The organism is Kitasatospora indigofera (genome assembly GCF_014655955.1).
Lineage (GTDB): Bacteria > Actinomycetota > Actinomycetes > Streptomycetales > Streptomycetaceae > Kitasatospora > Kitasatospora indigofera.
In genome coordinates, this window is the sequence record NZ_BNBO01000001.1 from 52544 (window position 1) to 66793 (window position 14250).

General features: G+C 76.6%; 12 protein-coding genes. 2 read left to right on the top strand and 10 right to left on the bottom strand.

The features are described from left to right. Window positions 1-6: 6 nt before the first annotated feature. The 10 genes from IE329_RS00260 to IE329_RS00305 all read right to left on the bottom strand — a co-directional run bounded on the left by IE329_RS00260 (window position 7) and on the right by IE329_RS00305 (window position 11934). A complete protein-coding gene (locus tag IE329_RS00260; RefSeq protein WP_190208683.1) occupies window positions 7-1155 on the bottom strand; it encodes a glycosyltransferase in 1149 nt (382 codons plus the stop codon). Continuing rightward, on the bottom strand, window positions 1152-2069 hold the full coding sequence (locus IE329_RS00265) for a polysaccharide deacetylase family protein (protein ID WP_229927041.1): 918 nt from the start codon (window positions 2067-2069) through the stop codon (window positions 1152-1154). The genes IE329_RS00260 and IE329_RS00265 overlap by 4 nt, the downstream gene beginning before the upstream one ends. Continuing rightward, window positions 2059-3840 carry a lipid II flippase MurJ gene (locus IE329_RS00270; RefSeq protein WP_190208684.1) on the bottom strand — a complete coding sequence of 594 codons (1782 nt, stop codon included), beginning with the start codon at window positions 3838-3840 and terminating at the stop codon, window positions 2059-2061. The genes IE329_RS00265 and IE329_RS00270 overlap by 11 nt, the downstream gene beginning before the upstream one ends. Beyond that, entirely contained in the window at window positions 3837-5243 is a 1407-nt protein-coding gene (locus IE329_RS00275; protein WP_229927042.1) for an O-antigen ligase family protein, read from the bottom strand. Before IE329_RS00275 ends, IE329_RS00270 begins: the two co-directional genes overlap by 4 nt. Before the next feature lie 5 nt (window positions 5244-5248). Continuing rightward, on the bottom strand, window positions 5249-6775 hold the full coding sequence (locus IE329_RS00280; RefSeq protein ID WP_229927043.1) for a sugar transferase: 1527 nt from the start codon (window positions 6773-6775) through the stop codon (window positions 5249-5251). Between the two features lie 331 nt (window positions 6776-7106). After that, window positions 7107-8270, bottom strand: a complete 1164-nt coding sequence (locus tag IE329_RS00285) for a glycosyltransferase (protein ID WP_190208685.1) — start codon at window positions 8268-8270, stop codon at window positions 7107-7109. Window positions 8271-8477: 207 nt separating this feature from the next. Continuing rightward, window positions 8478-8918 carry an SRPBCC family protein gene (locus IE329_RS00290; RefSeq protein WP_073928796.1) on the bottom strand — a complete coding sequence of 147 codons (441 nt, stop codon included), beginning with the start codon at window positions 8916-8918 and terminating at the stop codon, window positions 8478-8480. 121 nt (window positions 8919-9039) lie between these two features. Then, window positions 9040-10044, bottom strand: coding sequence for an ABC transporter permease (locus IE329_RS00295; RefSeq protein ID WP_229927044.1), 1005 nt, complete (start codon window positions 10042-10044; stop codon window positions 9040-9042). Then, the gene (locus tag IE329_RS00300; protein ID WP_190208686.1) at window positions 10041-11129 is read right to left on the bottom strand and encodes an ABC transporter ATP-binding protein; all 1089 of its coding nucleotides are present in this window, start codon (window positions 11127-11129) and stop codon (window positions 10041-10043) included. Before IE329_RS00300 ends, IE329_RS00295 begins: the two co-directional genes overlap by 4 nt. A 1-nt stretch (window position 11130) precedes the next feature. Beyond that, window positions 11131-11934, bottom strand: coding sequence for an ABC transporter permease (locus IE329_RS00305; RefSeq protein ID WP_190208687.1), 804 nt, complete (start codon window positions 11932-11934; stop codon window positions 11131-11133). 410 nt (window positions 11935-12344) lie between these two features. Between IE329_RS00305 and IE329_RS00310 the strand changes: the two genes are divergently transcribed. Continuing rightward, a complete protein-coding gene (locus IE329_RS00310) occupies window positions 12345-13277 on the top strand; it encodes a winged helix-turn-helix transcriptional regulator (protein ID WP_190208688.1) in 933 nt (310 codons plus the stop codon). Window positions 13278-13320: 43 nt separating this feature from the next. Further along, on the top strand, window positions 13321-14214 hold the full coding sequence (locus IE329_RS00315; RefSeq protein WP_190208689.1) for a HipA family kinase: 894 nt from the start codon (window positions 13321-13323) through the stop codon (window positions 14212-14214). The last annotated feature ends 36 nt before the right edge of the window (window positions 14215-14250 follow it).

Below are 14250 nucleotides of genomic sequence, written 5' to 3' on the forward strand. Positions count from 1 at the left end.
TCGGGCTCAGGCGCCGGGTGCGGCGCCGGTGGGTGCGGACGCGGGGCGCGGCACCAGTCGGTCGTAGAGGGCGCCCAGCTCCGCGGCGGCCCGGGCGACGTCGTAGCGGGCCACCGCCGGCGCCGGGACGGGCGAACGGACGGCCGCGGCCCGCAGGTCGTACAGCTCACGCAGGGCCGAGGCGTAGGCGGCCGGGTCGGAGGGGATCCGGCGGGCCCCGGGGGCCGCCGCCGGGGGCAGCTCGTCCAGGGCCGGGCAGGCGCTGTGCCGGACGGGGAGGCCGGCCGCCAGCCCCTCCAGCACGCCGAGGCCGAAGGTCTCCTCGGTCGAGGGGGCGGCCAGCACGTCCACGGCGGCCAGCAGCTCGGGCACGTCGTCGCGCTCGCCGGTGAACAGCACCCGGGCGCGCACCCCCAGCCGCTCGGCCCGGCGCTCCAGCGCCGCCCGCTCGGGGCCCGCACCGACCAGCACCAGCCGGGGCCCCTCCAGCTCGCGCAGCGCGTCCAGCAGGACGTCGAAGCGCTTGCCGGGCACCAGCCGGCCCACCGCGCCGATCACCCAGCTGCCCTGCGACAGCCCGAGGCCGTCCCGGACCCGGCGGCGGATCGCGGCGCGCTCCCCGGCCGGCCAGGCGTACCGGGCGGCGTCGATGCCGTTGGGGATCAGCTCCACCCGGGCCGGCGGCACGCCCCAGGCGTGCAGCGTCCCCTCCACCTGCCGGGAGACCGCGACCGTGGTGCGGCCCAGCCGCTCGGCGGCCAGGTAGAGGCCCTTGACGCCCGGGGTGACCGGGCGGCCCTCGATCACCCCGGGGTGCAGCGAGTGCTCGGTGGCGACCACCGCGCGCACCCCGGCCAGCCGGGCGGCCAGCCGCCCGTACAGCCCGGCCCGGTAGAGGTGGGTGTGCACCAGGTCGTAGCGGCCGGCCCGGATCAGCCGGACCAGCCGGGGCAGCGCCCCGACGTCCCGGTTGCCGCGCATCGCCAGGTCGTGGACGGGGACGCCGTCCGCCCGCAGCGCGCCGGCCACCGCGCCGGGGTTGGTCAGGGTGAGCACCTCGCAGTGCTGGTGGGCGGGCAGGTTCCGGACGGTCAGCAGCAGTTGCCGCTCCGCGCCGCCGGAGGCCAGGCCGGTGACGATGTGCAGCACCCTCATCGCCCGGACCTCCCGCGCCGTTCGGCCAGCCGGCCGCGGCGCAGCCCGGTGACGGTGTCGCGCAGCCGGTGCCGGCCCCGCTTGGCGCGCAGCCGCCAGCCGCCGTCGCGGTCGCCGACGTAGCAGCGCGGAAGTGCGAAGCGGCCGGTCAGCGGGGAGTGCGCGATCGCGCAGGCGTAGTCGTAGCCGGCGTCGCGGACGGCGAGGGTGGCGGCCAGGTCCACCGCCCCGTACGGGTAGCAGAAGCCGGTGACCGGGCCGCCGACCATCTCCTCCAGCGCCCGGCGGCTCTCCCTGGTCTGGATCGCGAGCTGGTCGGCGGGCAGTCCGGGCAGCGCCCGGTGGCCCAGCCCGTGCGAGCCGATCTCCCAGCCGGCGGCGGCCAGCCCGGCCACCTGGTCGACCGTCAGCAACTGCTTGCGCGGACCGTCGGAGTCCCAGTCGTTGACCCGGCCGAGCAGGTCGGGCACCACGTACGCGGTGGCGGTGAAGCCGTACTGCTGGAGGACCGGGACGGCGTACCGGGCGAAGTCGGCGTAGCCGTCGTCGAAGGTCAGCCCGACCAGCCGCTCGGCCCGGCCCTCGGCCTGGGCCCGCATCAGCTCACGGGTGGAGACGCCCCGGCGGCCGGTGCGGTGCAGCCAGTTCATCTGTTCGGCGAACCGGCCCGGGCTGACCGTCAGCAGGTACGGGTCGTCCTTCTCGACGGCCACCGAGTGGTACATCAGGATCCACGGCGCCCAGGGCGAACCCGGCCGGGCCGCGGGCAGCGGCCGCCGCGGGTAGGGCAGCCGGCCGGCCCGGGCCGCCGGGGCCCGCCGGCCGGCGCCGTCCGGCACGGTTTGCGGCGGGCCGGCAGGGCGACGGCGCGGATCGGACAGGACCGGGCGGACCGGGCCCCGTTCAGCGTCCATGGGGCAGCTTCCCTTCATCGGCGATGGATGGCGGGCACAGGGCCCGGACGGCGGCGAGCACCGGGCCCCGGACTTCGGCGGCGCCGAATCCCGTCCCGAGCGCGGCGAAGACCAGGGCCACGGTCGCCCCGCCGAGCAGGGTCGACAGCAGCGGGTCGCCGGGCAGGCCGGCGACCAGGGCACCGGCCGCGGCCGCGCCGACGGCGGCCGCCAGCAGCCGGGCCTGGCCGGCCAGCACCCGGCCCGTCCGGACGGCGATGCCGCGCAGCAGCAGCCCGCGCAGCAGCAGGGCGGCGGTGGCGGTGATGCCCGCGGCGTTGCCGGCCGCCAGGCCGAGCGCGCCGTAGCCGGGGGTGGCCAGCAGGCCGACGACGACGGTGACGCCCAGGCCGAGCAGCATCGCGGCGGCCGGGTACCAGTCGAGCAGCCGGCGGCCGCCGTCGTCCGGCCGCCGGTCGCCGGCCCGGCGGACCACCGGGCGGACCGAGAAGTACGGCCGGACCATCACCCCGATCAGGGCCTGCGCGGGCAGGCCGAAGCTGTACACCCGGATGACGGCGGCGGTCGCCGCGGTGTCCTGCGGCCCGAACGCGCCGCGCTGGAAGAGCAGCGCGACCACGGAGGGCGCGCAGGCCATCAGGAAGGCGGTGCCGGCCAGGACGACGGCGGTGGCCTGGCCGAGGTCCTTCTCCACCCGGTCCCTGGCGGTGACCAGGTCACCGGCGGCCAATGCCCTGGCCACCAGCGGGAAGGTCACCGTGCAGATCAGGATGGCCGCGGTCATCGCCAGCTGGGAGACCTTGGCCGCGTAGTTGAGGTGCGAGATGGTGCCGGGCGGCAGGCCCGAGCCGAGGTAGCGCTCGACGAAGACCTGCGCCTGCCGGGTCAGGGTGAAGACCGCGACCGGGAGTATCGCCAGCGGGATCAGGACCAGGCCGCCGGCCTGCGGCCCCCGGCCTCGGCGGGCTCCCGGCGGCGGCCCGGCCGCGCGGCCCGCCGCCGGGCCGCGCAGCCGCCGGACGAACGGGCCCACCAGCAGCGCGGCCATCAGCAGGCTGCCGACCGCCACGCCGATCGCCGCCGAACGGACCCCCCAGATCGCGTTGCAGGTCAGCAGCACGGCCAGGATGCCCAGGTTGTAGGCCACGTAGATGCCGGCCGGGGCGGTGAAGTTGTGGTGCGCGCGCAGCGCCGAGCCCAGGTAGCCGGCCAGGCCGAAGGGCAGGATGGTGAGCGCGGTGATCCGGGTGCAGGTGACGGCGAGGCCCGGGTCGGGCAGGCCGGGGGCGAGCAGCTGCACCAGCTGCGGCGCGCCGAGGGCCGCGCCGAGCGACAGCGCGCACAGCGCGGCCAGCAGCCAGGGCAGCGTGGCCCGGACCAACTGGCGGACCGGGTCCGGCGATTCGGGGTTCTCCTCGCGGAGCACCAGGGCCAGGCTGAAGGCGGGCACCATCAGGAAGGCCATCGCGTCCTCGATCAGCAGCGGCGCCGCCGTCTCGGGCACCGTCCAGGCCACCAGGAAGGCGTCGGTGCCCTGGTTGGCGCCGAAGAAGCGGGCCAGCAGGAGGTCGCGGAGCAGGCCGAGCGCCGACCCGGCGGCGCTCAGCAGGGCGGTGACGCCGAAGGCCTTGACCAGGAAGCCGCGCCGGTCCGGTGGTCCCGCCGGCCCGGACGGCGGCGCGGGGGCCTCGGCGGGTGCGGGCCGGGGCCCGGCGGCGCGGGCCGGCGGCAGCGGCGCGGCCACCGTGGGGGCGGACGGGTCGCCGTTCACGGGGCCGGCACCTCGGCGCGGCCGGCGGCCGGGGCGGGCCGGGCGTACGGCACCGGAAGGGCGGGCGCGGGCCGGGCCCCGGCAGCCGACCCGGCACCGGCCGGCAGCGCCGTCCGCGCGGCGAGGCCGAGCACGATCGAGGTCAGCACCGTGGTGGTGCCGCCGATGTCCGCGTAGAGGAAGTCCACCAGCACCCAGGTGAGCAGTGCGAGGGCCGCCGTCCCGGTGCCCCGGGCCCGGCGCAGGCAGCCGGCCAGCAGGCCGAGGAAGAGCGCGGCGTAGGCCAGGATCCCGAGCAGCCCCTGCTCGCTGAGCACCAGGAAGTACATGTTGTGCGGGGAGAGCAGCGGCTCGCGGGTGAACCCGATGCTGGCGTCCTCCGCGTCGCTGCCCGAGGAGAGCCGCAACGGGGCGCGACTGTCGCGCAGTTGCTGGAAGGCCTTGGGGCCGGCGCCGGTCACCGGGTGGTCCTGCCAGATCCGCTCGGCGGTGCCCCAGAGGTCGTAGCGGTCGCTGACCGACTGGTCGGGCGCCGCCGAGACCGAGCCGATGCTGGTCAGCCGGGCCGTGACGCCGGAGGCACCGACCCCGAAGCCGCCCGCCAGCACCACCGCGGCGGCCAGCGCCAGCACGGCGTTCCGCAGGGCCAGCCGGGCGTCGCAGCGCAGCAGCAGCACGGCGGCGGCGATGCCGGTGGCGATCCAGCTGCCCCGGCTGAACGACACGGCGAGCGGGAACACCAGGAACGCCGCGGCCGCGAACATCGCCCGGCGCAGCCGGGCGTCGCCGCCCGGGCCGCGCTCGGCCATCGCCAGCGCCAGCGCGGCGAGCAGGCCGTAACCGACCACGCTGGACATCGCCATGATGTCCAGCGCGCCGAAGGTGCCGACCGCCCGGATCGGCTGCCCGGTGTACGAGGCGCCGGTGCGGGTCAGGTACTGGTGGGCGCCGACCACGCCCTGGACCAGCGCGGCGAGCACGAAGGACCCGAGGATCAGCCGCTGGTCGGTGCGGTCGCGCAGGGCGCAGAGCACGGCGACGGGGACGAGTACGAAGACCTGGGTGAGCCGGACGAAGCCGGTGGCACTGGCGGCCGGGTCGATCGAGCCGACGGTGGCGACGGCCGCGGCCAGCACCACGGCGCCGAACAGGGCGCAGGCCGTCCGGCCGATCCGGGGGGTGCGGCCGCGCAGCAGGTCGAGCCCGAGCAGGGCGACCAGGGCCAGCGAGGCGAGGTCGGCCGGGGTGACGTGGACGGCCGCGGTGACGTCCTTCTCCCCGGTCGGCACGCAGACCAGCAGGACGGTGGCGGCGGCCAGCAGGCTCGGCCGGGCCGACAGCGCGGCGCCCGCCCGGCGTAAGGCCGCGGCCGGTCCGGGGGCGGCGGGAAAGGTCAGAGCCACGGTGGTCAGCTTCCGTCCGGGTGGAGCATCAGGGCTGCCGTCCGGAGCAGGATCTTGACGTCCTGCCACAGGCTCCAGCTCTCGATGTAGCGGTTGTCGAAGCGGGCCCGGTCCTCGATGGAGGTGTCGCCGCGCAGGCCGTTGACCTGGGCGAGACCGGTGAGGCCGACGGGGACGCGGTGCCGGTCGGCGTACTCCGGGTACGCCTGGCCGAAGCGCATCACGAAGTACGGGCGCTCCGGCCGGGGGCCGACCAGGCTCATGTCGCCGCGCAGGATGTTCCACAGCTGCGGCAGCTCGTCCAGCGAGCTGCGGCGCAGCAGCTTGCCGACGGCGCCCATCCGGTGGTCCTGGGCGATGTTCCAGCGGGTGGCCGACTCGTGCTCGTTGCTGGGCCGCAGGGTGCGGAACTTGAGCAGGGTGAAGACCCGGCCGTCGAGTCCGGTGCGCTGCTGGCGGAAGAGCACGCCCGAGCCGGTGTCGAAGCGGACGGCGAGCGCGCAGGCGGCCAGCACCGGCGCCAGGGCGATCAGGCCGAGGGCGGCGGCGGTGATGTCGAGGGCGCGCTTGCCGGCCCAGCCGGGGCGGCGCATCGCGGGGCGGCCGATCCGCAGGCAGGGGAAGCCCCAGAGGTGGTCGCCGCCGCGCGGGCGGGCGGGCCCCGGCAGCGAGCCGTACTCCCGCAGGGCGGGGACCAGCCAGACCTGGCAGCCCAGCCGGGCGGCCTCGCGCAGGGCGGCGGCGGTCTCCGTGCCGTCGGCGGCGCCCTCGGTGGCGAGCACGTGGTGGACGCGGTGGCGGCGGACCTCGCGTTCGAGCGCCTCGCGGCCGCCGAGGACGGGCAGCCCGGTGCCCTCGGCGGTCAGCACCGGGTCCGGGTCGAGGAAGCCGACCGGGCGCAGGCCGTACTCGCGGCGCTCGGTGAGCGCGGCGGCGACCCACTGGCCGAGCTGGCCGGCGCCGAGCAGCAGGACGGGGCTGGGACGGCGGCGGCGGGCCCGGCGGATGAGGTGGTAGGAGACGGCGCGGCCGCAGCTGGCGAGCAGCAGGAAGACGCCCAGCAGGGTGAGCAGCCGGACCGGGGTGCCGGTGCCCCGGTCGGGCCAGCGGCCGTCGAGGCAGCCGGCCACGGTGACGGCGAAGGCGGTGGCGACCACGGACCGGGCCGCGAGGGCGGGGAGTTCGTCCAGGGCGGAGAGGCTGAGCCGGGTGCGGTAGAGGCCGCCGGCGAGGTTGAGCACCAGCAGCAGCCCGAGCAGGGTGCTGGTGGCGAGCAGCGGCCGGTCGCGGCCGGTGGCGCCGAGGGTGGCGGTGCCGACGGCGGCGGCGGCGCCGAGGGCGAGGATGTCCACGGTGACCAGCGCGGCGGGCAGCGCGAGCCGGGAGCGGAACGGCCGGCGGTGGCGGCCGATCGCCGGGGCGGTCCGGGCCGGGCCGGCGGCGGCCGGGCGGTCCAGGACTCCGGTGGCGGGCCGGCGGGCGGCGGCCATGGATCCGCCCGGCCTCGGCACGCTCTCGTGGTCAATGGTCATCAGCGCACGAACTCCCCTGCTGTGTGCCCGTGACGTCGGGAGTGCGGCTCCCGGTCCCCCGGGGCGGCCGTCCCGGCCCGGTGGGCGCGGTCCAGGTGGTACCTGCCGCCGCGAACGAATTTCGGCATGTTCGATGGACTGCCGAGGCGAATGGAAAGGAAGCAGGCAAATTCAGACAATACCGAACGCTGGCTTTTTTCCTGGAAGTTGACGTGCCACTTCATTCCACCCGCCCATTAATAGGAATGTCCGACTTGAAGCCTCGTCCTATTCGGTTGAGGTGCGAATACGGCAGCACCTTCGCGGCGAGCATTCACGGCTGGTAGAACGATCAGATCCGCCCCGGGACACGGTCCTCGCCGCGCCCGGCTGTCCGCCCGTTCCGGCCCGTCCGCACAACAGTCCGGTACAGCGCTTCGACCCCTTCCACCACCGCCCGGACGTCATGGTTCGCCGCCACGTGCGCCCGGGCCGCCGCCCCCCGCCGTTCGCATTCGATCGGATCCGCCAGCGCCCGGGCGATCCCCGCGGCCAGCGCGACCGGATCCCCGGCCGGCACCGGACCGCCCGCCCGCCCGGACGGCGGCAGGCACTCCCGCGCGCCCGGCACGTCGGTCAGCAGTACGGGCCGGCCTGCCGCCATCGCCTCCAGCGGCGCCAGCGCCATCCCCTCCCAGCGCGAGGGCAGCACCACCAGGTCGGCCGCCGCCAGCCAGGGGCGCGGATCCGGCACGTCACCGGCCGCCCTGACCCGGAACGGCTCCGCCAACTCCCTCACCGTGGCTGCCAGTACGGCCTCGTCCGGACCGCCGCCGACCAGGGCCAGCCGGGCCGCCGGCACCCGCGCCAGCACCTGCGGCCAGGCCGCCAGCAGGACGTCCTGGCCCTTCTGGCGGCAGAGCCGGCCGACACAGACCGCGAGCGGGGCCTCCAGGTCCAGGCCCAGCGACATCCGGGCCGCGCGCCGGTCGGCGGGTGCGTAGTGGCGCACGTCCACGCCGTTCGGGACGACCGCCCAGCTCGCCCGGACCCCGGCCTCCTCGCCGTCCCGCCGCTCCTGCTCGCTGACGCAGAGCACCCGGTCCGCCCAGCGGGCCGCGTACCGCTCCCAGCGCAGGGTGGCCGCCGCCAGCGGGCCCTCCACCGCCGCGAACGACCAGGCGTGCGGCTGGAAGACGGTCGGCACCGACCCCCGGACGGCCAGCCGGCCGGCCAGCCCCGCCTTGGCACTGTGCAGGTGGAGCACGTCGGGCTCGGCCTCCCGGACGATCCGGCGCAGCCGCCAGGCCTCGGCCGCGGTCGCCGGGCCGGGCGAGCGGCGGGCCGGCCAGTCCCGCACCAGCGCCCCCGCCGCGGCGGCCGCGGGCGCCAGCCGGCCCTCGCCCGGGCAGGCCACCAGCACCCGGTGGCCCGCCTCGCGCTGGCCGCGGACCAGGTCCACCAGCACCCGGGCGACCCCGCCGTCGACGGGCTGGGCGATGTGAAGGATCGTCATAGACACGGCCGCGAGCCTAGGGTCCGCCCGCCGCCGCGAAACCCCTACACGACCCGCCGGAACAGGCTTCCACCCGTACGGCGCGGAAGGCCGTACGGGTGTCCGGGCCGCTCGAACGGGCTTGCCCGCCGGGCGGGTTGCCCAGGGGCCGGGCGATCAGGCCGGTCGATCAGCCGGGCGGGCCGGTCGATCAGCCGGTCGGGCCGGTCAGCGGACCTCGTCCGCGAGGGCGGCCAGCACCTGGTCGTGGATCCGGTTGAGGCCCTTCGGGGCGAAGGTCCGCTCGAAGAAGCCGCCGATGCCGCCCGCGCCCTGCCAGGTGGTCTCGACCGTCACCTTGGCCCGGCCCTCGCCGGCCGCCGAGACCGTCCAGGTGATCACCATGCTGGAGTTGGCGTCGCTCTCCACCAGCTTCTCCGGGCTCGGCGAGGTGACGGTGAACAGGCAGTCCCGCACCCGCTTCTCGGTGGCCTGCAGCCGCCAGTGCACCTCGGTGCCGGCGCCGGTGCCGCCCGCCCGCACCTCGTACTCGCTGTACTGCGCGGGCAGCAGCTTCGGGCGGGTCACCTGGTAGTCGGCGAGGGCCTCGTACACCCGCTCGGGGGAAGCCTCGTAGACCCGCTCGGTGGTGGCGTACACCTGTCCCATGACCTTGCACTCCTCGACTGGAATCCGGTAACTCCGGCAAGCCAACCACCGGTGCGGCCCGGCACCAAACCGGCGCGGCCGCGCCGGGCGCCGGGCCCGGCCGCGCCGGCCGGGGATCGGTTCAGACCAGCCGCAGCCCGCCGGTCCGCTGCGCCCTGGCCTCCCCCAGCCGCAGCGCCAGCACCGCGGCGGCGAGCAGCAGGGCGCACAGCACGGCCAGCCAGGCCAGCGCCGGTGCCAGCGCGGCCAGGCCCTGCCGCTCCAGCAGGGCCCCGCGCACCACCGCCAGGCTGCCGGTCAGCGGCAGCGCCGCGCCGAGCACCCGGAGCACGCCGGGCAGGGCGAACACCGGCAGCCGCACGCCGCCGACGAACCACATCGGATCGTCCAGCACGGTGTAGACGAAGGTGGAGTCGCGGGAGAACACCATCAGGCTGTTGAGCAGCGCGCCCCAGGCCATCGCCGGCAGCAGCAGGGCCAGCAGCACCACCGGGTACATCCAGGGTCCGGCCACGTCCAGGCTGCCGAACCCGAAGGCGGCCGCGCCGAGGAAGCAGGTGAGCAGCCAGGCGTTCTGCAGCAGCGCGCCGGCGCCGTTGGCGAGCATCAGCACCAGCCGGCCGGCCGGCGAGAGGAAGAGCAGTTCCAGGGTGCCGGTGGTCCGCTCGTAGGAGAAGTTCCAGGCGGACTGCACCAGGGAGAAGAAGAAGGCCCAGGCGAGCGCGCCGGTGGCGAGGAAGCCGAGCAGCTTCGCCGGGTCGGCGGCGAGCGGCCACCGGGCGGCGGCGGCCGAGCCTGCCGCGATCGGGTGCAGGGTGTAGTAGGTGGCGGCGAGCTGGAGCAGCGGCCAGATCAGCATGGAGGCCACCACCAGGGGCTGGCCGAACATGGTCCGGTGCTGCTTGAGCGCCTCGGCGGCGAACACCCTTCCGGCGTGGCGCAGTTCGGCGCCGATCAGGCGGGCGGCCGGCCGGGGCGGACGCGGCCGGCGGGGCGGGCGGACGGGGCCGGGGCCGCCGGGCCGGCCGGGCTCGCCCGGCCGCAGCGGCAGCAGCCGGTCGGCGAGCGGGAGCAGCAGGGCCTCGGTGCTGGGCAGGCCGCCCGGGTGCTGGGCGCGCCCGCTCACGCCGCCACCTCCGTACCGGCGCTGGTCGGCGCGGCCGGGCCGGCGCCGGCGCCGGCGCCGGAACGGGGGCCGGGGGCGGCACGGGGGCCCGTTCCGGCTCCGGTGCCCGGGCCGGCGCTGCCGTCGGCGAGCGCGAGGATCGCGTCCTCCAGGCTGGCCTCGGTGACCTCCAGGCCGCCGATCGCCCCGCCCGCCCCGACGACGGCCCCGGCCAGCGGTCCGGCGATGTCCTCGGGGTGATGGACGGTCACCAGCAGGCCGCCGTCGGCGGTGGGCGCGAGCTGCGGCTCGGCGCCGATCCCGCGGACGAACCCGGTGATCCGGTCGGTCAGTCCGGGCGACGGGTTGGTGACGGTGACCCGGACGGCCCGGTGACTGCCCGTGGCCGCCTTGAGCTCGGCCGGGCTGCCCTCGGCGAGGTGGCGGCCGTCGGCGATCACGTAGACGTGCCGGCAGAGCTCCTCGACCTCGGCCAGGTAGTGCGAGGTGAGCAGGACGCCCCGGCCCTCGGTGGCCAGGTCGGCGACGACCCGGCGCAGGTCGCGGGCGATCGGGGCGTCCAGCCCGAGGGTGGGCTCGTCCAGCAGCAGGTAGGCGGGGTCGTTGACCAGCCCGCGGGCGATCGAGAGCCGCTGGGCCATGCCGCGCGAGTAGCGCTCGACCGGGATGTCGGCGGCGTGGCCGAGGCCGACGAGGTCGAGCAGCTCACCCGTCCGACGGCGCAGGACCGGGGCCGGCACGTCGTAGAGGCGGCCGAAGTAGCGCAGGTTCTCGGCGCCGGTGAGCTTGCCGTAGACCATCCGCTCGCCGCCGGCGATCAGGTTGATCCGGCGGCGGGCCTCCCGGGCGTGCTCGACCAGGTCGAGGCCGTCCAGGGTGACGGTGCCCGAGGTGGGGCGCAGCAGGGTGGCGAGGATCTTGATGGTGGAGGTCTTGCCGGCGCCGTTGAGGCCCAGCAGGCCGGTCACCCGGCCGGGCGGGATCAGCAGGTCGAGGCCGTCCACCGCGGTCTTCTCCAGGCGCGGACCGAACAGGCCCTTCTCCCGGACGCGGAAGGTCTTGCGGAGGTCGTGGGTGCGGATCACGTCAGTAACTCCGTTCGATGGCACGGCGTTCGGCGCCGGGCAGGACGAGCAGGCCGAGCAGCAGGTACCCCGCGCCGAGGGCGAGGCAGGTGAGCAGGCGCGGCGCGAGGTCGGCCAGGCCGGCGCCGTGCGAGAGGGCGCCGCGCAGCACGTCCATCGCCGAGGTGACGGGCAGCGTCTCGGCCAGCAGGCGGGCCGGCTCGGGCAGGTAACTGTTGGGGAAGGTGATGCCGCAGAGCAGGGAGACGGCGAGGAAGACGGTGTTCTGCGAGATGTGCGCCTCCCCCGCGACGATCATGAGGGCGCCGAGGACGACCGAGAGGGCGAAGACCGCGAAGGCCAGGGCCAGGACCCCGGCGAGGGCGGCGAGCGGCTGGCAGGCGGGCAGGGTGATGCCGAGCAGGGCCGCGAAGCCGCCGAGCAGGCCCACCTCCACCACGGTGTTGGCCAGCGCGAACCCGGTGAAGCCCAGCAGGTAGGGCAGCCGGCCGGCCGGGGCGACCAGCAGTGCGCCGAGGGTGCCCTGGCGCTGTTCGGTGATCAGGGCCTTGCTGCTCCAGAGCAGCATCCGGACGGTGAACATGAAGGCGCCGGCGCCGATCGCGATGTAGCCGAGGTAGTCGGCGCCGCCGGTGCGGGCGGTGAAGTCGGCGGCCACGGTGCCGCCGCCGACGGCGTGCAGGGCCAGGTAGGACAGGCCGATGGTGAGGATGCCGGTCAGCAGGCAGCCGACGGCGTAGGACCAGGGGTAGGCCCGGCCGGTCATGGTCCAGGTGCGGCGCAGGGTCGCCCAGGCGACGGGCATGCGGCTCCTTCCGGGTGTCGGGTGCGCTCGGGTGCGGGCTGCTCTCGGGTGCGGGGTGCGCCCGGGGCGGTGGGGCTGTCGGAGTGCGGGTGCTCTCGGGGCGGGCGGCCTCACGGCCGGACGGGGCCCGGCTGCTTGGCGGGTACCGGGCACCGGCGGGTGCGGGGTACCGGGTGCCGGCAGGCCCCGGGTACTGGCGGGTGCCGGCCGGGCCAGCGGCGGGCACCTGTGAGTTCCGATTAGGAACTTACTAGTTCCCTTTTGAAACTCGCAAGCCCGGTGCGAGGATGGGAGCCCGCCGGCGCCACGCCGGCCCACGGACGAGCCGGCCGGCGAAGGCACCGGCCGGCGAAGGCACCGGCCGGTGAGTGGCCGGCGCGAGGGCACCGGCCCGCGAAGGAGGAGCGGCCGTGCCCAGAGCAGTGCCCGAACGCGACGCCGACTGTGCGATCGCCCAGTCCGCGGCCGTGATCGGCGACTGGTGGAGCATCCTGGTGGTCCGCGAGGTGGCCCGCGGCCGGCTGCGCTTCGACGACCTCCAGCACGAGCTCGGCATCTCCCGCAAGGTGCTCACCGAACGGCTGGTCCACCTCGGCGAGAGCGGCGTCCTGGAGCGGGTGCCCTACCAGCGGGGCCCGGTCCGCTACGAGTACCGGCTGACCGAGGCCGGGCGCGGACTGCTGCCGGTCCTGGTCACCATGCAGGACTGGGCCGACCGCTGGCTGCTCGGCGACGGCACGCTCTCCGGCTCCGCCGCGCCGGACAGCGCCGAGGCGGCCCGGATGCTCGCCCTACCGGGCACCCGGCTGCCGGCGCTCACCCTGCCCGCGCACACCGGCGGCGAGCTCGACCCGGTCGACCCGGCGGCGGCCGCCACGGTGCTCTTCTGCTACCCGGCGACCGGGCGGCCCGCCCCGCTGCCCGAGGAGTGGAACGACATCCCGGGCGCGGTCGGCTGCACCCTGGAGAACCGGCTGTTCCGCGAGGCGTACCCGGACTTCCGGGCGGCCGGCGTGGCCGTGCACGGCGTCAGCACCCAGCGACCGGACGAGCAGCGGGCGTTCGCCGCCGCGGAAGACCTCCCGTTCACCCTGCTCTCCGACCTGGACGTCCGGCTGGCGGCGGCGCTGCGGCTGCCCACCTTCCACGTGGGCCAGGGCCTGCGGCTGAAGCGGTCCGTCCTGGTGGTGGACCGCGAGCGGGTGGTCCGGCACGTGGTCTTCCCGGTCACGGACATCCCGGCGGCCGTCGGACAGGCCCTCGCGGTGGCGCGGGCGGTGGCCGGCGAAGCCCCGGCGCCCCTCCCGGCCGGGCCGCCACCCACCTCCTCCCCGGCCGGGTAAACCGTTCGCGGTCGGACCGGGCGCGCAGGCTATGGTGGCCGGTGTGCTCGATCAGGTGACCGCAGTCCGCTATGTCGACCCGCTGCGCGCGGGCGGGTCCGTCCCCGGCGTCGTCGAGACCGACGACCTGGGCACGTACGTGGTGAAGTTCACCGGCGCCGCGCAGGGCCGCAAGGCGCTGGTGGCCGAGGTGATCGTCGGCGAACTGGCCCGCCGGCTGGGCCTGCGGGTGCCGCCGCTGGTGCTGGTCGACTTCGACCCGGCGGTGGGCGCCGACGAGCCCGACGCCGAGATCCAGGACCTGCTGCGCTCCAGCAGCGGCCTCAACCTCGGGATGGACCTGCTCCCCGGCGCCCGTGACTTCCGGCCCGGCATGATCGACGTCGACCCCGCCGAGGCCGGCCGGGTGGTCTGGCTGGACGCCCTGACCGCCAACGTCGACCGGACGGTCCACAACCCCAACCTGATGGTCTGGCACGGGCGGCTCTGGCTGATCGACAACGGCGCCGCGCTGGTCTTCCACCACCGCTGGGCGGGTGCCCCGGCCGGCGTGAGCCGGCGCTACGACCTCAGCGACCACGCCCTCGGCGGCTACCGGCCCGACGTCGCCCGGGCCGACGCCGAGCTGGCCCCGCTGGTGACCCCCGCGCTGCTGCGCGAGGTGCTGGCCCTGGTGCCGGACGCCTGGCTCACCGACGAACCCGGCTTCGGCTCGCCCGCGGAACTGCGCGAGGCGTACGTCGGCCACCTGTCCGCCCGGGCGGCCGACTCGGCGGCCTGGCTGCCGGAGGGCTTCGCCACCCCGGAGCAGCAGCGCGCGGCCGAGGCCCGGCGCGCGGCGGTCACCCGGGCGGGCCGGCCCGCCTGGCTGCAGCAGGTCCCGGACCTGCACGGGCAGCCGGCCGTCGAGATCGACGGCCGGGGCCACTTCGGCTGACCGGCCCGGCCGGCGGCCCCGGGCCGCCGCACCGCC

Bases quoted from the DNA above. Each gene is read 5' to 3' on its own strand.
- IE329_RS00260 (WP_190208683.1), bottom strand. From the start codon at position 1,155: ATGAGGGTGCTGCACATCGTCACCGGCCTGGCCTCCGGCGGCGCGGAG.
- IE329_RS00265 (WP_229927041.1), bottom strand. From the start codon at position 2,069: ATGGACGCTGAACGGGGCCCGGTCCGCCCGGTCCTGTCCGATCCGCGC.
- IE329_RS00280 (WP_229927043.1), bottom strand. From the start codon at position 6,775: ATGACCATTGACCACGAGAGCGTGCCGAGGCCGGGCGGATCCATGGCC.
- IE329_RS00285 (WP_190208685.1), bottom strand. From the start codon at position 8,270: ATGACGATCCTTCACATCGCCCAGCCCGTCGACGGCGGGGTCGCCCGG.
- IE329_RS00290 (WP_073928796.1), bottom strand. From the start codon at position 8,918: ATGGGACAGGTGTACGCCACCACCGAGCGGGTCTACGAGGCTTCCCCC.
- IE329_RS00305 (WP_190208687.1), bottom strand. From the start codon at position 11,934: ATGCCCGTCGCCTGGGCGACCCTGCGCCGCACCTGGACCATGACCGGC.